This is a genomic window from Prevotella sp. CAG:255 (assembly GCF_000431195.1).
Classification (GTDB): Bacteria; Bacteroidota; Bacteroidia; order Bacteroidales; family Bacteroidaceae; genus Prevotella; species Prevotella rara.
Map to the genome: position 1 here is coordinate 68,546 of NZ_HF986805.1, position 21,766 is coordinate 90,311.

Genomic DNA, 21,766 nt, shown 5'->3' on the forward strand with positions numbered 1-21,766 from the left:
CTGAGCTTCTGCTTTTCCCCGATGAAAACCACTGGGTGCTGAAGCCACAAAATGGCGTACTTTGGCAAAGAACTTTCTTCAACTGGCTTGACCGCTGGCTGAAATAATTTAAACACCGAAATAATTAACAGTAAAAATAAAAGAAAACAATGACAGAAGCAATTCAAAGAAAGCTGAATGATTCAGCCGCAGCGCGCTGGACAGCTTTGGTGTTAATAGCATTGGCAATGTTTTTTGCCTATATGTTTGTTGACGTAATGTCGCCATTACAGTCGCTGATCGAATCAGAAAGAGGCTGGGACAGTGGAGTTTTCGGAACATACGCCGCTTCGGAATACATCCTTAACGTGTGTGGTTTTCTTATCCTTGCAGGTATCATCCTCGATAAGTGCGGAATAAGATTCACTGGTATATTGTCAACATCATTAATGGTTATAGGCGCCTCTATAAAATATATTGGTGTAAGTGACTGGTTCCAGGCAACAGCCATGTGCAGCTGGCTTGACTCATGGTGGACAACACTGCCCGGAAGTGCAAAAATGGCATCATTTGGTTTCATGGTGTTCGGCTGTGGCTGTGAGATGGCAGGTATAACAGTGTCAAAAGCAATAGCAAAATGGTTCAAGGGCAAAGAAATGGCCTTGGCAATGGGACTTGAAATGGCAATTGCACGTCTTGGCGTGTTTGCTGTATTCTCTGTTTCACCTAAAATTGCTACACAGTTCGACAACTCTGTTGTGGCACCAATAGCATTCTGTACCGTTCTTTTGATTATCGGCCTTATCAACTTTATTGTGTTCTCCGTAATGGACGCAAAACTGGACAAACAGCTTGGAGAGGCTAATTCAGACGAACCAACTGAAGAATTTAAAGTAAGCGACCTCGGACGTATATTCAGCAGCAAGATGTTCTGGATTGTAGCATTACTGTGTGTACTTTACTATTCTGCAATTTTCCCGTTCCAAAGATATGCAACAAACTATCTTGAAGTAACACTGCACATTGAAAAAGAAGCTGCAGCAGATTTGTTCAGATGGTTCCCGATTCTCGCAATGATACTGACTCCTGTGCTTGGTTCATTCCTTGACCACAAGGGAAAAGGCGCAACAATGCTTATGCTCGGTTCACTTATAATGATAGCATGCCACCTCAGCTTTGCATTCTTGTTGCCAATCTATCCTAACGAATGGTTCGCACTTCTCATTATAGTAATTCTCGGCGTTTCGTTCTCTTTGGTTCCCGCAGCATTATGGCCAAGTGTTCCGAAGATTATAGACCCGGTAATTTTAGGAAGTGCATACTCTCTTATTTTCTGGATACAGAATATAGGTCTATGTTTCGTTCCCCTTATAATAGGTATGACTCTGAAAGCTACAGGCGGCTACTTGGTTCCGATGCTTATATTCGCATCATTAGGAGTACTGGCATTGATTCTAAGCTTCGCCCTTAAAGCTTTCGACAAGAAGAAAGGCTTCGGACTTGAAGAACCTAACATAAAAGAATAAGTTGCACATAATAACGTTATCAAGCAACTGAATGCTTAATATACATGAAAAAAGAATGCTGGATTTATTTCTTAAATCCAGCATTCTTTTTGTTTAAACACAACACACAATATTTTGACACATCAGAAAATCTTCACATATGCGTACCAAGACGCACTTTATGACATCTGGTATACGATAAAAACAGAATCAGTTAATATATGATTATCAACAACAAATCTCTTTCAATTTCAGAGTAAAAAATCAGGACAAAAATATTTTTCAATCTAGAAAATCAACATATAATAAATTCTAAATTTACCTTGTACATGCACACGATTAATTAACCTTTATTTACACTATTCGAATTTAAGCATAAAAAATCAACCCATTTATGAGAATAAAACAATGATTATGAACTATAAAATCAAGCAAATTGCAAGCTAAAACCACTGAGTTTGCAATGCTAAAGCATTGATTTTAGCATAAAGAGGAGTATCCATCGATGGTCTAAACGGCATAAAGCCCTATCAATCAGCGTATTACTAAAATTATAACATTTTACTACTTTTTGTCCAAAACACAAGACTCAATTACAAATAATTAAATCTGAGAGCGTCAAAATTCATTTAAAGCAACAATACACGACAAAATATCCTTACAAAAAGGACATTATATAAAAACAAAAAGCATGACATAAAATTTTATGCCATGCCTATCGTTTAATATCTAATTCCGGACAGAACAAATAAGTTGATTACATTCATAAGTAATCACTAACCTAAATCCCCGGATATAAAGTTCTTAACCTCACCCATGTTTATTGATCAATGAATCTGAAACAGATATAATCACAATAAACATAAATGCACCTTACCCATTATATAATCAGAACGGTAAATCATCTTCACTCTCACCTTCTTGCTGCGGCGGGAAAGGAGCAGCCTCTGAAGCCGGCTGAGTTTCTGCAGATACTGGAGCCTGAGGCGCAGCAACCGGAGCTGTATAAGGCATTCCCTGTGTAGCATTCATTTGTGCAGCAGCTGCATTCGGATCAATACGCTCCACTTTCCAAGCACGCAAAGAGTTGAACCAACGGCCCTGATATTCGTGTGCATCAATATCAAAACTTACACGCAATTCCTCACCACTCTGAATATTGAACATTTGTATTTTGTCTGCACCGAAAACATTGAAGCAACATTTCTTTGGATAAGCCTCATGAGTCTCTATTACATAGTCTTGTGATTTCCACTGTGTTCCTCTGGCAGAAACGCCTTCTCTTGCAGGAAGAACAACTATAATTTTTCCTTCAATCTCCATTTCTTTATATATTATTTGTTTCTATTTTTTTGAATTGCGAAATTACTAAAATACTCGTAAATAAAGAAATTTTTACACGTTTTTTTTGTTTTAGAGTTTGCTTTTTTGTATTTTTGTGTCCTATTAATTACGCAGATAAAACGAATAATAATATTAAATAATGAGACTTACAATATCAAGCACGGCTTTAGCCAGCCGCCTATCGGCTTTATCAAAAGTGTTCAGCAGTAAAAATTCATTGCCTATATTGGATTGCTACTTATTTGAGGTAAACGGCAATAATCTGACAATAACTGCATCAGACAGCGAAAACATTATGACAACGAACATACAACTCGACGAAACATGTGACAGCGGTGTGTTCGCAGTCAACAACCAAACCATTTTAGATGCCGTAAAGGAGCTACCGGAACAGCCACTGACACTAGATGTTGACATGACGACATTTGCAATAAAGGTGATATATCAGAATGGTGTATACAACTTTACAGGACAGAGCGGTGAAGAGTTTCCAAAGTTCCAGTCACTCCCCGAAAATGCGACGTCTATAATAATCGACTCTAAAACACTTAACAACGATATTTCACGCTCGATATTCGCAACCGCCAACGAAGAGCTGCGCCCGGTGATGAATGGTATCTTTTTCGACCTGAGCCAAGACACATTGGCAATAGTTGCCAGTGACGGACATAAACTCGTAAAGACAAAGAGCAAGAACATAAAGTCAGACAATCCTCTGTCATTCATCTTACCCAAGAAACCTGCAACATTATTAAAAAATGTACTGCAGAAAAATGATGATGACATAATAATCAGATTTGATGACCGCAATGCAAACATTATATTCTCGGACGGAACGTTATCTTGCCGCCTGATTGAAGGACGCTACCCGAACTACAACTCCGTAATACCACAAGACAACCCTAACCAGCTTACGATAGACAGACTTGTACTTATAGGAGTTTTAAAGCGTGTTCTACCATTTGCAAGCGACAGCAGCCAACAGATAAGACTGCATATCGAAATGGGCAAAGTAGTTATATCATCAGAGGATGTTGACTTCTACACAAGCGCACAAGAAGAGATTGTATGCGATTATAACGGCAACATAATGGACATCGGCTTCAAGGGTACTTCACTGATGGAAATATTAAGCCATCTTGACTGTGAAGAGGTTGTATTAAAGTTGGCAGACCCAAGTCGCCCCTGCCTGATACTTCCGGCAGAACAGCCTGAAAATGAAGATATACTGATGCTTATCATGCCAATGTTATTAAACGATTAATCAGAAGAATGAAATTAAATCTTACAAAGCCCCTGATTGTCTTCGACCTGGAGACAACAGGGCTTGATCTTGTTAAAGACAGAATTATACAGATTTCTTATATTAAGGTATATCCTGACGGTAAGGAGGAACGCTCAAACCAGTTTGTAAACCCCGAAAGAAGTATTCCGCAGGAAGTTGTGGACATTACAGGCATTACAGATGCAGACGTAGCAAATGCCCCTACATTCAAGATGCTTGCAGCAGATTTGGCAAACAAGTTTCAAGGATGTGACTTTGCCGGATTCAACTCAAACCATTTTGACGTGCCTATGCTTGCCGAGGAATTTCTGCGCGCAGGCATCGACTTTGACTTTTCAAAATGTAATCTGATTGACGTTCAGACAATATTCCACAAGATGGAACGCCGAAATCTGGCAGCAGCATATAAATTCTATTGCGGCAGAAAGATGGAAGACGACTTTGTGGCTCATAAAGCTGATCAGGATACTGAAGCTACATACAGAGTGCTGCAAGGAGAGCTCGACATGTATGCCCCCGGAAAACAGGAAGAGCCTGAACGTCAGCTAAACAACGACATGAACGAGCTTGCAGAATTCTCAAAGCTCAACAATAACGTTGATTTCGCCGGACGTATCATTTGGAAAGAAATGAAGGATGCCAACGGAAATGTCCTTACAGATTCTGACGGCAATCCACGTATGCAGGAAGTTTTCAATTTTGGCAAATACAAAGGATGGAGTGTTGCAGAAGTACTAAACCGCGACCCGGGATATTTCAGCTGGATGCTCAGCAGCGACTTCACATACAACACCAAACAAGTGCTTACACGAATACGCCTAAGAGAATTCAACAAGCGATAAACTCTAGGGTAAGAAATAAAATAACACAATATCATATATAAAGACAACATGTTGAAAGGTAAGAAAATTGTACTTGGCATAACAGGCAGTATTGCAGCATATAAAGCATGCCTCATAATCAGAGGACTTATAAAACAAGGTGCTGAGGTGCAGACCGTTATAACTCCGGCAGGAAAGGAGTTCATAACACCAATAACATTATCAGCACTTACGCATAAGCCTGTCATCAGCGAATTTTTCTCTCAACGTGACGGCACATGGAACTCACACGTTGACATAGGTCTTTGGGCCGATGCTATGCTGATTGCTCCATGCACGGCAAGTACAATAGGAAAAATGGCCAACGGAATAGCAGACAACATGCTTATAACGACATACTTATCGATGAAAGCACCTGTGTTTGTCGCTCCGGCAATGGACCTTGACATGTTCGCACACCCTTCAACACAACAAAATATCAAGCGTCTGCAGTCATATGGCAATATCATCATTGAACCGCAAAGCGGCTTCCTTGCAAGCGGCCTGGAAGGCAAGGGAAGAATGGAGGAGCCGGAAGAAATTGTAAGATATCTTGATGAATTCTTTGATGAGAACAAAGATACGCTGAAGGGAAAAAAAATAATGATAACAGCCGGTCCGACTTATGAAAAGATAGACCCGGTAAGATTTGTCGGCAACTACTCTAGCGGGAAAATGGGATTTGCCATGGCTGAAGAATGCCGCAGACGCGGTGCTGAGGTTACATTAATAAGCGGACCTGTTGGTATTGAATGCTCTAAAAAGATAAAACGCATCAATGTAGAAAGCTGTAACGAGATGTATAATGCAGCCGTCACAGAGTTTAAAGATTGCCACGCCGCAATATTGTGTGCAGCTGTAGCCGACTTTCGCCCTATATCTATCGCAGAAAATAAGATTAAGCGCGAAAAAGATAATCTTAACATACAGCTATGCCCAACAAATGACATCGCAGCAGAACTAGGACGTATAAAGACTGATGAACAGATTTTGGTTGGCTTCGCATTGGAAACAAACAATGAAGAAATTAATGCCAAAAGTAAACTGGAAAGGAAGAATCTCGACTTTATCGTATTAAACTCAACGCGCAATGAAGGAACGACATTCCGCAGCAATGATAACCAAATTGAAATCATAACAAAGAATGAAATAAAAACATTTGAAAAGAAAAACAAGAAGTACGTTGCTGCAGATATCATTGATGAATTAACAAAACTTTTCACTGAAAAAAACAGGTCATAATCATAACAGGCAAAATGAGGTTGCTATTACTTATAATAAGTTGGTTGTTTATTACAGCAGGCACAAATGCTCAGGAGTTGCTGGCTAAAGTAACAATAAACCATAATCAGATTCAAGGCACTGATGCAAGTGTCTTCGATAATCTGCAGCAAACCCTGGAACAGTTTATCAATGACAAACAATGGACATCGTTGCAGTTTCAGAAAAATGAAAGAATAATATGCAACTTCAATATAACTGTGACGAAATACGATGCATCATCAAATCTCTTTACATGTACGGCACTAATTCAAGCAAACAGGCCAGTATACAACTCAGCATATAATTCAACCTTATATAATAATAAAGACGGCGACTTTAACTTTGAATTTGCACAGTTTGACCAATTAAACTTCAACGAAGAACAGATAGACAACCAACTGACAGCACTTATTGCCTATTACGCATATCTGATCATAGGTATGAATCTTGACAGTTTCTCGCCTATGGGTGGCGAGGACATTCTGCAAAGATGTCTTAATCTTGTAAATAATGCACAGAATCTGAATTTTACAGGATGGAAGGCTTTTGAGAATGACAGAAACCGCTTTGCATTCATTAATGACTACATGGAAGGAGCGATGAAACCTTTCAGACAACTGCAATATGACTATTACCGCAGCGGCCTTGACGAAATGGCCAACAATGTAGAAAGAGGAAGAACAAACATCACAACAACAATCGAGACAAATCTGAAAAAAGCACACGAAGACAAGCCCTTGAGCACCTTGCCGCAAATATGGACGGACTACAAAAAAGATGAGTTGGCAAACATATATAACGGTAAAGGCACACAAAAAGAAAAAGAATCAGTTTATGAGATTCTATTTTCTATAAATGCTTCGCAAAACAGTTATTGGGAGAAAATAAAAAAATAAAATAATATATTTCATTTCAATATAAAATGCTGAAACAGTTATATATTAGGAACTTTACGCTGATTGATACACTTGACATACATTTCAATCCTGGCTTTTCGGTCATTACAGGTGAAACCGGAGCCGGAAAAAGTATTATCTTAGGAGCGATAAATCTGCTTCTAGGACAGCGTGCAGACGTGAAAAGCATAAAATCAAATAGTTCAAAATGTGTTATTGAGGCTCATTTCGACATAAGCCGATATAACATGCAGGACTTTTTCACAGAAAACAATATCGACTTTGACGATACCGACTGTATATTAAGAAGAGAACTGAACTCATCAGGAAAGACACGTTCTTTCATTAATGACACCCCCGTTGCATTAAACCTAATGCGCACTTTGGGACAACAGCTTATAGACATACACAGTCAGCATCAAAACCTCTTGCTGAACGAAGAAGATTTCCAGCTAAACGTAGTCGACATTATAGCCAAGGACAGAGAACTCCTTATAAAATACAAGGAACATTTCAATGCATATAAAGATGCAAAGAAAGCCGTAGACAGACTATGCAAAGAAATTGAAGAAAATAAAAAAAATGAAGACTACATCCGTTTTCAGCTAAAAGAGCTCACAGAAGCAGAACTGAAAGACGGCATGCAGGAAGAGCTCGAGCGGGAAAGCGAAAAATTAAGTCACGTAGAAGAGATAAAGACAGCGCTCTATTCAGCCGGAACTTCACTAAACTCATATGAATCAGACAATAATGTACTTGATAAAGTGAAGGAAGCATCGCGCTCCATTATCGGCATAACAAGCATATATCCTGAAATCAGTTCTATTTCAGACAGGTTGGAAAGCTGTTTTATAGAACTGAAAGATATATCAGACGAAATAAATTCAGAAGCCGACAATATCGAATTCGATCCCTCAAGACTTGAACAGATAAACAGTCAGCTTGACAAAATCTATTCTCTTGAACAAAAATATCATGTGTCCAATATTGCGGATCTCATTAATATACAAAATAATCTGGAGAAACAGATAAGTAATATCGACAACAGTGATGAAGAGTTAGATAAGCTTAAATCAGAAGAAGCACGTTTACTTAAGGAGTGTGAAGCCATAGCATCTAAACTGACAGAAATAAGGACAAAAGCATCGAAAGTGATTGAGCAGGAAATGCGTAACAGGCTCATACCCTTAGGAATACCTAACGTAAGATTCTCTATAAAAATCGAAAACAAAAATATCAGTGAGGATGGCCACGACCGGATATCATTCTTATTCAGTGCCAATACCAGCACACCTGTACAACCTGTAGCACAGGTTGCATCCGGAGGTGAAATTGCAAGAGTTATGTTGTCACTTAAAGCAATGATAAGCGGTGCTGTGAAACTGCCTACAATAATATTCGATGAAATAGACACCGGAGTTAGCGGGAAAATTGCAGAAAAGATGGGTGATATAATGCAGGAAATGGGAAAAGCCAACCGTCAGGTCATAAGCATTACTCATTTGCCACAGATTGCAGCAAAAGGAAGCACTCATTATAAAGTGTTTAAGGAAGAAACAGAACATGGCACGAGCAGTCGCATGCTCATTTTAAGCAAGGACGAACGCACAAAAGAAATCGCACAGATGCTCAGTGGCTCTGAAATTTCTGATGCAGCCATAAACAATGCCAAAGAATTATTAAAAACATTATAAACGATGAAACAGATAGGAGTTATTTTAACATTAATCATACTTTGTGTATGCGGCAACAGCAAAGCACAGCCTTCAGCCGTAAAGAATGCGGCAAAATCCGTATTCAAACTAACAACATACAACGCAGATGGAACTGTTCTTTCAACAAGCCATGGTGTGTTTGTCGGCAATAATGGTGAAGCAATAAGTGACCTTAAGCCATTTATTGGAGCATCTAAAGCTATTGTTACAGACAGCAAAGGACGCGAAATGAATGTAGAAAGAATAATGGGCGTCAATGATATATATGACGTTGCAAAATTTAAGGTCAACGGCAAAACTATTCCACTGAATGTTGCACAATCTGCATCTGCTTCTGGCTCACAGGCATGGCTTGTATCATATGCAGAAAAATCACCGACAATAACAGCTGCAACTGTAAAAAACGTAGAAACGTTTATGGATAAATACTCATATTATATATTCTCACTTGCTGTTCCGGAAAACACAAATGCCTGCCCTTTTGTTAATTCTGAAGGACAAGTTATTGGAATAATGCAACCGTCTACGACATCAACAGACATACACGCAACAGACGCAAAGTTTATTACAGAACTGCAGACAACAGGACTTTCTGTTGAAGATGAAACCATGAAAAAGATAGGCATACCTCCATCATTGCCGACAGACAAGAGCCAGGCTCTTCTGACACTCATGATGGCTGCACAAGCGAATGACTCAATAAAACATGCGGCTATAGTCAGCGATTTCATAAACCAATACCCTACTTCTGTTGACGGCTATACAGCTCAAGCACAAATATATCTTGACGCAAATGACTTTGAAAGTGCTGAAAAAGAAATGGAAACGGCCATCAAGAAGGTTGAAAACAAAGATGAGGCTCACTATAATTACAGCAAAATAATATACAACAAAGAAGTTTATAAAAGCGACATACCATACGCGGCCTGGAATCTGGACAAGGCTTTTGAGGAAATCAATAAAGCATATGCAATAAATCCTCAGCCATCATATCAGCACCAACAGGCACTCATAACATATGCAAAGGGCGAATATCAGAAAGCCTATGACATGTTTATGGACCTGACAAAGACATCAATAAGAAACCCGGAATTATTCTATAACGCATCACAATGCAAACAAATGCTTAAAGCCCCAATGAAAGAGGTTATAGCGCTGCTTGACAGTGCCATAACAACAACAGACACTTTAAGACTTAGAGAAGCAGCTCCGTATTTCTTGGCACGTGCAGAAGCTTATATTACGACAGACAGCTTCAGACAAGCTGTTTTTGACTACACACGCTACGAAATTCTGGTAAACGGAAATGTAAATGCTAATTTCTATTATATACGTGAACAAGCAGAAATAAAAGCAAAACTTTACCAACAAGCTTTGATAGATATATCAACAGCTATTATGCTTGCCCCGAAAGAACCAACATATTATGCAGAAAAAGCATCATTGGAACTAAGAGTAAACATGATGGATGACGCTATAAAAACTGCAACAAAATGTATTGAGCTTGCACCTGAATATGCAGACGGTTATCTGATATTAGGGTTAGCACAGATAAATAAAGGAGATAAGGCCAACGGAATGTCAAACTTAGAAAAGGCCAAAGAGCTGGGGCATGTTCAAGCACAAGCAATGATAGAAAAGTATTCTAAATAATCGGCGCTATTATAAATAACAAGAAATAAGAAGCGGCAGGTGAAATGATTCTCACCTGCCGCTTCTTTTATTTTCAATTAAGACTTACTTGTTTTAAAGACAAAAGCAATCAACTACTTCTTCGTCCTAATAATATCAAACAAATAAGTAAGCTTAACAATTATATTACCAAAGTTTGACTTGCCAAAATAATCTTTCTTTGAATCACCATAGATATTGCCCAGGCCATAATAATAACGTGCTTCCAACTGGAAATGACCAACTTTAGGATGAGAATACTCAACTCCAAGTCCGGCTGCTATACCATAGTCAAATTTATTCTCTACAGCCATTGTGTCTTGAGCAACCGTATGGTTAACACGATCATCAAGGTTTATGTCCTCAAAATTAAAATTCATCTTGGTTGATTCACTTAGACAGAAACCCAGCTGCGGACCAGCTTGGAAAAAGAACTGAAAGCCTTTATCCTCACGTCCCCACCCTAAATGAGCAAATATCGGTATCTGCACATAATTCATTGTTCGGCTATATTGCTCAGCCACACCTGTAACAGGGTTTATTACCGGAGCGTCATTTGCATCGAGTATTTCCTCCTTCCATCCAATCTGGGCGAAGTTTACTTCTGCCTGCAAAGCACAGATTGTACTGAAATACTTTTCACAAACATATCTAAAAGACACGCCCCCGGTAAAACCTCCATGATATGTCTGATTTACTTTCGGATTAAAACCGACATTACTCAAAACATATCCTCCGTTTACACCGATACTCATATCATTACGATACAATCCTATCTGGGCATATGCTCCAGACACCAACAAAGAAAACACAGCCGATATTAATAATCTACGCATCTTTTCTGTCAAAAATTGATAAGTGATATCGTATTATTACGATTGTAATGGACAAACATAAAGCCGGCATTCTGATATCCACCAGAACCAAGTTTGGTAAAATGCAATGGTGTTTGTACTGCATTTTTATCAGCAGTACTTCCATTAAACTTCTTTCCATTGTTATATATACCACGCAGGAAGAACATGCCATGATCATAACCAGTAAGGGCAAAACGTGGCAGATAATCCATCATACTGCTCTTAAACCAACGCATATATCTGTTTTCCAAAGTCTTTACCTTGGTTGAATAAGAGTTGTAATATGCTGCTGTCGGGATATATGTATCATACTTAAAAAACTTTTCCTGGTTGTATTTCACATACATTAGCCATTCTGTATATCCAAACAATGAAACTGCCAACGAAGGATGCTCACCAGTAAGTGCATCCAACCTTTCCAAAACCTGATTTAGTTCAGGTGAACGTCCTGTATTCAATATTACCATATTTGGTTTTACTGCACTGAATGATTTGGCAAACATTGCATCGCTAGAATTCAAATTTGTCACATTACATGAAATATTCCTAGCTTCAAGCTCTTTACGCAGTCCAAATGTAAACACCCCCTTATCACTTGTGCGGTCGTTACAGTCGATAACAACAACATGATAGTTACTGAAACGATAAACGAAATGCTTAATAACTTCATTATAAAAATATTCAGGAGACTGATAAACCTGAAAAATGTTAGAATTTGATGCGACATCATTGCCATTAATAGAAAATGGTATAACCAGCTTTGCCCCATTATCCTTGGCAAAATCAGCAATAGGCTTTACCTGTTTCGTATAAAGCGGTCCAAAAATAACATCAGCCTTATTAAGTCCTGCCGTAGATAATGTTTGATAAACGTTTCCATCTATCGGCAAATTGCACGCATTAATTTCTATCGACAATCCTTCCTTCTTCAAGTCATCACAAGCCATAAGCAGGCCACGATAATATTCCAACATACGACGTCCATCACCATCAACATTGTGCAGCGGCAACAATACTCCAACTTTGACAAACTTTGATGATGTCTTTATGGCCTTATCAGATGTATTTACAGACTTAGAAGCTACCGACTTATCAGACTTTGGTATAATGATATAATCACCTTTTTTAAGCTCGTAATTCGGATCATTCATTTCCGGATTAGCCTTAATAAGTTCACTCACCGTAATGCCATATTTACGGGCAATTCCAAAAATTGTTTCACTACGTTTAACCTTGTGCATATCCTGCACGTCCTTGTTTTGTGCAAACATATCGAATGCTGCAAAAAAAACTAGAAACAGCACGATATATCGTGAAAAATGCCTCATATTTATTTAATTTGGTATCTTATTTAACCCAATGTTGATAAAGACTAAACACCAATGCCACTACCAAGCAGACATATATAATTGGCCATGCCGTGCAAAGCCTTACCAAACTTTTGTGTGCAAAAATACAAAAAAAGAGCGTCTAAATCAACTTTATTACGTAAATTTGCATAAATATATTTTGAAGAAATGAGAATCATACTTTTATTCAGTTGCGTAGCAACACTCATAACTGCCATAAACATAAAGGCAGACACTTACGACGAAATACCGACAATCAGCCCTACAGCCACTTATGTAACTGATGAAGGAGAAGAGGAAAACTCTAATATGTCCGGAAATGCTCCACTAGTAGGGCGCTTTCAGGCTAATCCACAAAATGTAGGTGAATACAGTGCCAATTATGAATGGAGGTTCACCATTGACGGAGAAAGTACACCATACCTGACAAGATATGAGGAAAACACTGAATATACTTTTACAAAAGCAGGCACTCACAATATCGTAGTATATGCAACCTTCATCAATGGAAATGACACAATAGCATATACTCAAGAATATTGGGATGAAATAGGGCCAATGCGCGTTACGATAAGCGAAAGCAAACTAGAAATGCCAAATGCATTTTCACCTAACGGAGACGGCATAAATGATATATATAAGGCCAAAGACGGATATCAGTCTATTATTGAATTCCATGCATACATATTTAACCGCTGGGGACAAAAGCTGTATGAATGGGACGATCCAGCCGGAGGATGGGACGGAAAATATAATGGGAAAGACGTAAAACAGGGTGTCTACTTTGTTTTAGTAAAAGCAAAAGGAGCTGACGGACGCACATTTAATATAAGAAGAGACGTCAATTTGTTACGTGGATACACAGAAGAATCAGGAACATCAACAACAGAATAAAGTATCCAGAATTGTACATCAAAGAGTCAAATTAGAAATGGATAGAGAAGATGAAAAGATAAACGTGTGGGGAGCACGCGTACACAATCTTAAAAACATAAACGTAGAAATTCCGCGTAACAGTCTTACTGTTATAACCGGACTTAGCGGTTCAGGCAAGTCATCACTTGCCTTCGACACCATATACGCTGAAGGCCAAAGACGGTATATCGAAACGTTTTCTGCCTATGCACGCAACTTCCTTGGCGGAATGGAACGTCCTGACGTTGACAAAATTACTGGATTAAGTCCGGTAATAAGCATCGAGCAGAAAACTACAAACAAGAACCCAAGATCTACTGTAGGAACGACAACAGAAATATATGACTATCTGCGCCTGCTGTACGCACGTGCAGGTATTGCATACAGTTATGCAACGGGTGAAGAAATGGTGAAATATACGGAAGAAGACGTGCTGAAGATGATCCATACAAAATACGACGGAAAGAAGATTTTCATATTGGCTCCTCTTGTACGCAACCGTAAAGGTCACTATCGCGAACTGTTTGAAAGCATGCGCAAAAAAGGTTACTTGCATATCAGAGTAGATGGTGAGGTGAAAGAAATTGTCAGAGGAATGAAAACTGACAGGTACAAGAACCACAACATCGAGGTTGTCATAGACAAACTGCAAGTACAGGACAAAGACGACGAACGGCTGAAAAAGAGCGTTGCAGCAGCAATGAAGCAAGGCGATGGGCTGCTCATGATTATGGAAAAAGACACAAATGAAGCAAAATATTACAGCAAAAGGCTAATGTGTCCCACTACAGGTATGTCCTACGGAGATCCAGCCCCTAATAAATTCTCATTCAACTCACCCGAAGGCGCATGCCCGCGCTGCAAAGGGCTCGGCTATGTAAACGAGATTGACATCAATAAAATTATGCCGGACATGAATCTGTCAATAAAACAAGGAGGCATAATTCCGCTAGGAAAGTATAAAAACCAAATGATATTCTGGCAAATTGATGCAATTCTTGAGAAATACGGCTGCGACCTTAACACGCCAATAAATGAGATTCAAGAAGAAGCCATGAACGAGATATTATATGGCTCACTAGAACCCGTACGCATAAGAAAAGAACTTGTCCATACATCAAGCGACTATTTCGTTGACTTCGACGGCATTATAAAATATCTTCACAATGTCATCGAAAATGACGATAGCGCAAGCGGTCAAAAATGGGCCGATCAGTTTCAGACTGTATGCCAATGTCCTGAATGCAACGGACAAAGACTTAAACGTGAGTCGCTTTCATACAAAATATGGGACAAGAATATATCTGAAGTGGCAAACCTTGACATAAGTGAACTCAAAGAATGGCTTATCGAAGCAAAAAAGCACCTGAACGAAAGACAAACAAAAATTGCCTCGGAAATCATTAAAGAAATTATAACCAGAATCGACTTCATGCTTGAAGTTGGACTCGACTATTTGTCACTCAATAGACAATCAGCAACGCTTTCCGGTGGAGAGAGCCAGCGAATAAGACTGGCAACACAAATCGGGTCACAACTTGTGAACGTACTTTACATATTGGACGAACCTAGTATTGGATTGCACCAACGTGATAATGACAGACTTATAAAATCACTGAAAGAACTACGCGACCTTGGCAATACTGTTATTGTTGTTGAACACGACAAAGACATGATGCTCAGTGCAGACTATATTGTAGACATAGGTCCAAAGGCAGGACGCAAAGGCGGAGAGGTAGTATTTCAGGGTAAGCCTGATGAAATGCTGAAACAGCACACCATTACCAGTCAATATCTCAATGGAGAGATGAAAATAGAAGTTCCTGCCGAAAGACGTAAAGGCAACGGAAAATATATAATATTAAAAGGTGCATCGGGAAACAACCTTAAGAATGTTGATGTCGAGTTTCCTCTCGGCAAGCTCATTGTCGTTACCGGAGTGAGCGGAAGCGGCAAATCAACATTAATTAATGAAACGTTGCAACCTATACTGAGCCAACACTTCTATCGTTCGCTCAAAAAGCCGATGCCATACAAGAGCATTGAAGGCATTGAGCATATAGATAAGGTGGTGAATGTAGACCAAAGTCCGCTCGGAAGGACACCACGTTCAAACCCGGCAACATATACAGGTGTGTTTAGTGACATACGCTCACTTTTCGTAAATCTTCCAGAAGCGAAGATAAGAGGCTACAAGCCTGGCCGATTCTCATTTAACGTAAAAGGCGGTAGATGTGAAGCCTGTGGCGGCAACGGATATAAGACAATAGAAATGAGATTTCTGCCGGACATAATGGTACCATGTGAAGTATGCCACGGAAAACGATACAACAGGGAAACTCTTGAAGTGAGATATAAAGGCAAGAGCATAGCAGACGTACTTGACATGACCATAAATCAGGCTGTAGAATTCTTCGAAAACATTCCTGACATTTTACGAAAAATAAAAACAATACAGGATGTAGGACTTGGGTACATTAAACTCGGACAGCCCTCAACGACGCTTAGCGGAGGTGAAAGCCAACGAGTGAAACTGGCAACAGAATTGAGCAAACGTGACACGGGCAAGACGCTGTATATTCTTGATGAACCAACAACAGGTCTGCATTTTGAAGATATACGCATACTGATGAACGTACTTCAGGAGCTAGTCGACCGCGGCAACACAGTCATTATTATTGAGCACAACCTTGACGTAATAAAGCTGGCTGACTATATAATAGATATGGGACCAGAAGGTGGACGCAACGGAGGTACAGTATTGGCTACAGGCACACCGGAAGAAGTGGCAGAAAGTACGAAAGGCTTTACTCCTCGATTCTTAAAGAAAGAGCTGCAGGCATAATAGAATTAAACATAAGGCAAGTCTGTCAATATATAATGATTTTACATTTTAATATTGAAAGACTTGCTCTTTTTATTTAAAAGAACATGTATTTTTGAGGCATTGCCAATACGCTGTCAGCCATTGCCAAACTATTACAATCTGCATCATTATTTACGAGCAATACTTAATAAAGGAAAAGACGCATATCTTTAGTCCAAAATTGATCATTATTAAAATGCCTCATTACAAGGCCTGAAGAGTATTCGTAAACTACTGATAATCAGCGACAAATAACGTTCATTACAAAACATGGCTTTTTAGGATGCAAAAGGCCATGTTTTATACTGCAAAACGCCACATATCATAAGGTAAAAAAGCACATATCAAAAAATCATACTGCATCAGTAGCGATAAATATCGCATACGCATAAATTAAAAAACCGCACAACACACCATATGGTATTATTGCGCGGTACACTAACAATCCTATGTATTTTATTCTATAAAATCAGAAATTTAATCAGAATCTTGTCATTACTTCAATTACAATTTTATCACGTTCTGATGGTTTAGCAACAGCTCCAGAACGGTAGAAATACTTCTCATAGTTGAGACGAATATCTGAAATAAACGGCTTAGCTATACTAAAGGTAAGTCCACCTGTAATTCTTGAGCGCTGATAGTCGTTTATCATCAATGATCCTTCTGTATTCTCCTCACCGTCAAGATACCGCATACCATCACTATGATCACTCATATAATCATAACGCAAAAGTGGCGAAATCTTTGTAAAGAAACACTTGCGTAACGGAATATCATAGTTAACAAACGCATCAAATGCATGCACGTTCTTAAAGGCATTATCCTCATAATGCTTAAAAAGATATTCTGCCTCAATATGCCAGCCATGTGCATGATAATAAGCACCTGCATCATACATCATAACCGAAATATGGTCAGGACGGATTTTCTGCGTACTAAGAGTAATATTAAAGCCATTAGGAATAAAGATTTGAGCCTTAGCTGAAAAATTAATATTGTTTGTCCAGAAATCCTTCTGATTCGTTAATCCAGAGCCGTTAAACATTCCGGCCTGAAGAATAATTGGAATCCCGACATTAAACGAATAGCCTAAAGTTGCACCAACATCACGCACATTACCTACCTGCTTAGCAATAAAAGATCGGTTAGCAAAATACTGCTGATGAGGAGAACGATGGGCATCAATAGTAAATGGCACACGCATCTGTCCTATAGTAAAATCAAATCCTCTAACGGGCTTGATTTTTGTATATGCATCAAGCATCTTTATCTGCCCCTCATCCGACAAGTCAATTTCTGCTTTATATTCAACAGCTTTTGCCACTTTTCCTTCAAGACTGACACGCGCGTTTCTAACTTGAAAACGTCCGTCTCCTTCTTCCGTCTGATATTCATACTTTCCGCGTATGGTGCCGTGCACCTTCGGAGTAAGGTCGACCTTATCTTCTTCTTGAGCGTGTAATGGCAAACCAACACACAAAGCCAACAATGGCAAAATCAGTTTCTTATTATTCATACAATTACTTATTTTTTTGCAAAATTAAGCATTATGTGTTACAAAAATATTACATAGCAATTAAAACGCTTGTAACATCCTATGCCATACATCAAAACGAATTATAAAATCAACTAAACACAGCAAATAATCTTCTGTAAAAATAGTATATTCTCTTATTTTTAATTCCCTTTTATTATACCGGTATCATTATCTTTTTTATCAACTGTATATTTCGGACTTTCATATTTACGACCTTTTGAAAAACGCCAGCTTAAATTAAAAGTTAGCATATTTCCCATATCACCATTAATAAGCTTTTGCGTCTTTCCAACATATCTGTTAAGCAAATATGCTTTATTAGAAAGCATATCGTTCTGAAAACCATTCTGCCAGATTAATGAAAAGATGAAATCTTTATACTTATATGATGCGACAAGACTGTAAGTACAAATATTTGTAGTACGGTTTTCGCCCTCAAGAAAACTCCATCCGTTACTTGCATCAGCAGAAAACGTAAAATCACCCAAATATGCTGTAGCCCTGAATGCACCATTAAACGAAGAATAATGATGTTTGTATGTATTTCCATAATTGAAGAAACGGAAAAAGCCACCTGTTGCAGCAAACGTAAGTTTGTCAGGAACAATATCAAAACGAGTATAGCCATTGACATAAAACATAGAAATCCGGCGCTGATTCTCACGGGTAAAAATAAAATTTGTGTTTCCGCTTTCATCAATCTCTCTATTAATCTGAGACATAACGCAATGATAATTATTACGATACGACGTTTCTATTTCTGCATAAAACGAGGGCAATTGGCACGACAAAGTAAACGATTGCTCCAATACACGTGCAGGAAACAACGCAGAATTACCTCGGGATACTTCTAGTTCATTATTTCTCACATCAACATCTCCCAAATATTCAAGGCGTGGAGGATTCTGATACATACGTAGATAATACCTTAATTTAAATTTTTCCAGAAACTGATAAGCAAGAGAAAGCTCCGGACGCCAAAGCCAATATTCATAAGCATCATTAGCCTGATGATAATACAGACGACTTACCCCTGCACCAAAGGTATATTCTAATGCCGCCAAATTACCTTTTACCTGCGCATAAGCATAGACTTGTGAATTACGTATAGTATTTATAGCTTCTGCATCCCCAAGATATTTATTACTAATATATTTCTGAAAATATTGTATACCCGATGAAAAAGTCAGCAGACGCATTCTGTTTTCATATATACCTTCAGCAAAAAGCGACCAGCTGTCACCATCAGAAGCATAGCTATAAGGTGATTTCCCATCATAGCTCCATGAATAAGAAGCGTCGCTATATGTCCCTGTTGCATTTATTGTTACAGACTGATTTCGGCCTATATTCTGATTATAATAAAGATCCAAAACAGGAGAAAAAGATTTGTCAGACGAATTTATCCCGACAGTATCACATTCTTGATTTACAATATTTTCCCTTAAAGTATAATCATCAGGACAATTCGATAAATCTGTGCCGAGTGTAGCCTGAAAGACATATCGCCCTGTCTCTGAAAAAGAATATTTCAATTGCAAATTATGACATATATTTTTTAGTCTGCGTTCCTTATCTCTTCGCGTTATATAATAAAAAGAATTATCAGGCATAAGATATTGGGCCGTTTCTTCATAACGTAACTTTCGTTTGTCTGAAAAATCCAGCCAATAACTCAAAGATATTTCACTCTTTCCAAAATTAAACTTTGCGAACAAATTATCCGAACAATTAAGATATGTCATAGTATGTGTCAGGTCAGCTCCTATGACATAACCACTAACAGCTTTTTTCACAATTATATTAATTACAAAACCCACGTTCTGACCATATCTTGCTCCTGGATTTCTTATATATTCAACATATTTCACAGCACTTAAATCTATTGATGACAAATCGTTTGCAGTTGCTTCAATATCGTTAATACGCACCTGAACGGCTCCCATATTATTAGGTGCCGAAATAGTATGTGCCACTTCATCAACAGAAATAAGTGGTAATGCTAACTTTGACAACAAGCCATAAGCCGTTGAAGAATTTTCTTTTTGTTTATCTGTAGGAAAAATTCTTAGTGTCCCATTAGTATTTACAACACGAGAACTTTTTACAACGACCTCATTCAAAATTAAAGAATCAGATACAATGGTGTCATTATCATGACCATACTTATGACAACTGATATCTTTGTCTGCAACAACACATTTCGTTTTAACACTGTCTTTCTTTGCTTCTTTATAACTTTGAGCCATTGAAAAACATGAAAACATTAATAAAACTACAGATAATAACGTCTTTTTCATCTTTAAGCTTTTTCGCACAAAGATAAATCAGACGTTAGACAAAAGAATATTTTTACACTGACAACTTACTGACATTTACCTGACAGTCTATGCATCAGGACATCAGCATTCCGTAATAAGCTATTAATCAATGAATTACATCAAATTAAAAGATAAAATAAAAACTTCTATAACACACGTTAGTCATCAACGCGCAACTTATATGCGCGGCCGCGTTCTACTTCTATTTTCAAATTACTGTTAGCCTCAACAACAGACTTCAGTCTTTTAATCATTGTATAAAGTGTTTCGTTTGCATTATCTTTACCTGGCCACAGAGTATTACATATATCTGTTTTCATAAGGCGATGTCCTTCTGCCTTAAAAAACATCTGCATCAGTTCAAATTGCATCGGCGTCAAGTTAATCTCTCTGTTATCTGCACCATAAAATGTTTCCGACTGCTTATTATACAACATATTGCCTACTGATATAATACAAGAGTCGTCATTTCTAGCACAAACGCATGCTGTATCATTACTTTCAGCAAAAGATACACTATACAAAAGCTCTTTCTTCTTAAAACAAAAATAAGTAATGCTGCCCCAAATCAAAGATAAAAGCATTAAGGTTATCGGCAGTTTCTGATCAGAAAGACTCAATACCATGAAAAAAGAACACTCTGCATAACCGCGCATGGCAACTGATCCGTTACAGTATTTCAATGAAACAGGGTTTAATATTATTGTATCACTGCATATCCCATTCGGAATATATTTTGAATTATGCGCAACGATATTTTCAGGCACTATGTCGAACGATATATATGCCCTGTTGCGTAATTCAGGTATAGAAAGTCGTTTATTGAAAAACTCATCATTAATCAATAATGCCACATGACCAGATGTCGTATTCTGTAACTGTTTATATGCCTTTATTGTATCTGTTGCCAACCATGCGCCACCCTTTACAGCAATGGTATGAGCTAAGGCTTGATTCAAATCATCCTTAATCAAGTCTTCTGTACTAAGATATCTGTCCGTTCCAGTTACAACAGATGACAGCAACAATACAAAGAATACTACAATAGAGAAATATGACTTCATAACCCAAATTATTATAACTTATGCCTCTTAATACAAAAATACAACAGTCTGGCAATGACATGCAATATTATATGAAATACAGCATAAGCCAAGCTGCGACACTTATGCAAAGATACAAATTTACAAGCTATAATACAAGAGCTATAACATGTTTTTCATAACACGGCAAATTTAATTTTAGCATGAATTTATATAAAAGTAATATTGTATAAAAACAAAAATCCCGGTGCTTAAAAGCAACCGGGACTTTTATATAAAACTGCTTTACAGTGCGAAAATTACTCTTCTACAGTTGTTTCTTCTGCCTTGGGAGCCTCTTCAGCTACTGTTTCAGCA

16 protein-coding genes are annotated in these 21,766 nt (G+C 38.2%); 10 read left to right on the plus strand and 6 right to left on the minus strand.

Features of this window, described 5'->3' with window-relative positions; genetic code table 11:
* Positions 1 to 107, plus strand: a 107-nt coding sequence (locus QVO66_RS06390) for a prolyl oligopeptidase family serine peptidase (protein ID WP_288172695.1), incomplete at its 5' end; no start/stop codon positions are given.
* Positions 108 to 149: 42 nt separating this feature from the next.
* Entirely contained in the window at positions 150 to 1,505 is a 1,356-nt protein-coding gene (locus QVO66_RS06395) for an MFS transporter (RefSeq protein ID WP_021854610.1), read from the plus strand.
* Between the two features lie 867 nt (positions 1,506 to 2,372).
* Here the strand turns inward: QVO66_RS06395 and QVO66_RS06400 are convergent.
* Positions 2,373 to 2,807, minus strand: a complete 435-nt coding sequence (locus QVO66_RS06400; RefSeq protein WP_021854611.1) for a DUF3127 domain-containing protein — start codon at positions 2,805 to 2,807, stop codon at positions 2,373 to 2,375.
* Between the two features lie 160 nt (positions 2,808 to 2,967).
* Between QVO66_RS06400 and dnaN the strand changes: the two genes are divergently transcribed.
* Genes dnaN through QVO66_RS06430 form a run of 6 tightly spaced genes read left to right on the plus strand, consistent with a single transcriptional unit; the run spans position 2,968 to position 10,500 of the window.
* Positions 2,968 to 4,092 (plus strand): DNA polymerase III subunit beta, encoded by a 1,125-nt coding sequence (gene dnaN, locus QVO66_RS06405; RefSeq protein WP_021854612.1) that lies wholly within the window; start codon positions 2,968 to 2,970, stop codon positions 4,090 to 4,092.
* 8 nt (positions 4,093 to 4,100) lie between these two features.
* Positions 4,101 to 4,955, plus strand: coding sequence for a 3'-5' exonuclease (locus tag QVO66_RS06410; RefSeq protein ID WP_021854613.1), 855 nt, complete (start codon positions 4,101 to 4,103; stop codon positions 4,953 to 4,955).
* Positions 4,956 to 5,003: 48 nt separating this feature from the next.
* Entirely contained in the window at positions 5,004 to 6,215 is a 1,212-nt protein-coding gene (gene coaBC / locus QVO66_RS06415; RefSeq protein WP_021854614.1) for a bifunctional phosphopantothenoylcysteine decarboxylase/phosphopantothenate--cysteine ligase CoaBC, read from the plus strand.
* A 14-nt stretch (positions 6,216 to 6,229) separates the two neighbouring features.
* A complete protein-coding gene (locus tag QVO66_RS06420) occupies positions 6,230 to 7,132 on the plus strand; it encodes a DUF4835 family protein (protein ID WP_021854615.1) in 903 nt (300 codons plus the stop codon).
* Between the two features lie 26 nt (positions 7,133 to 7,158).
* Positions 7,159 to 8,826 carry a DNA repair protein RecN gene (gene recN / locus QVO66_RS06425; protein WP_021854616.1) on the plus strand — a complete coding sequence of 556 codons (1,668 nt, stop codon included), beginning with the start codon at positions 7,159 to 7,161 and terminating at the stop codon, positions 8,824 to 8,826.
* A 3-nt stretch (positions 8,827 to 8,829) separates the two neighbouring features.
* Positions 8,830 to 10,500 carry a tetratricopeptide repeat protein gene (locus QVO66_RS06430; protein WP_021854617.1) on the plus strand — a complete coding sequence of 557 codons (1,671 nt, stop codon included), beginning with the start codon at positions 8,830 to 8,832 and terminating at the stop codon, positions 10,498 to 10,500.
* Between the two features lie 113 nt (positions 10,501 to 10,613).
* Here the strand turns inward: QVO66_RS06430 and QVO66_RS06435 are convergent, their stop codons facing one another.
* Positions 10,614 to 11,354 (minus strand): porin family protein, encoded by a 741-nt coding sequence (locus QVO66_RS06435; RefSeq protein WP_021854618.1) that lies wholly within the window; start codon positions 11,352 to 11,354, stop codon positions 10,614 to 10,616.
* An 8-nt stretch (positions 11,355 to 11,362) separates the two neighbouring features.
* Positions 11,363 to 12,703 (minus strand): amino acid ABC transporter substrate-binding protein, encoded by a 1,341-nt coding sequence (locus QVO66_RS06440; protein WP_021854619.1) that lies wholly within the window; start codon positions 12,701 to 12,703, stop codon positions 11,363 to 11,365.
* Positions 12,704 to 12,892: 189 nt separating this feature from the next.
* On the opposite strand from QVO66_RS06440, the gene QVO66_RS06445 reads away from it, so the two are divergent.
* On the plus strand, positions 12,893 to 13,618 hold the full coding sequence (locus QVO66_RS06445; protein WP_021854620.1) for a gliding motility-associated C-terminal domain-containing protein: 726 nt from the start codon (positions 12,893 to 12,895) through the stop codon (positions 13,616 to 13,618).
* A 37-nt stretch (positions 13,619 to 13,655) separates the two neighbouring features.
* Complete coding sequence (uvrA, locus tag QVO66_RS06450; RefSeq protein WP_021854621.1) at positions 13,656 to 16,484, plus strand: excinuclease ABC subunit UvrA; 2,829 nt, start codon at positions 13,656 to 13,658, stop codon at positions 16,482 to 16,484.
* Between the two features lie 502 nt (positions 16,485 to 16,986).
* Here uvrA and QVO66_RS06455 read toward each other — a convergent pair.
* The 3 genes from QVO66_RS06455 to QVO66_RS06465 form a co-directional block, all read right to left on the minus strand.
* Complete coding sequence (locus QVO66_RS06455; protein WP_021854622.1) at positions 16,987 to 18,024, minus strand: porin; 1,038 nt, start codon at positions 18,022 to 18,024, stop codon at positions 16,987 to 16,989.
* 161 nt (positions 18,025 to 18,185) lie between these two features.
* Complete coding sequence (locus tag QVO66_RS06460; RefSeq protein WP_021854623.1) at positions 18,186 to 20,345, minus strand: TonB-dependent receptor; 2,160 nt, start codon at positions 20,343 to 20,345, stop codon at positions 18,186 to 18,188.
* Between the two features lie 179 nt (positions 20,346 to 20,524).
* Positions 20,525 to 21,430, minus strand: coding sequence for a helix-turn-helix domain-containing protein (locus QVO66_RS06465; RefSeq protein ID WP_021854624.1), 906 nt, complete (start codon positions 21,428 to 21,430; stop codon positions 20,525 to 20,527).
* Positions 21,431 to 21,766: the final 336 nt, after the last annotated feature.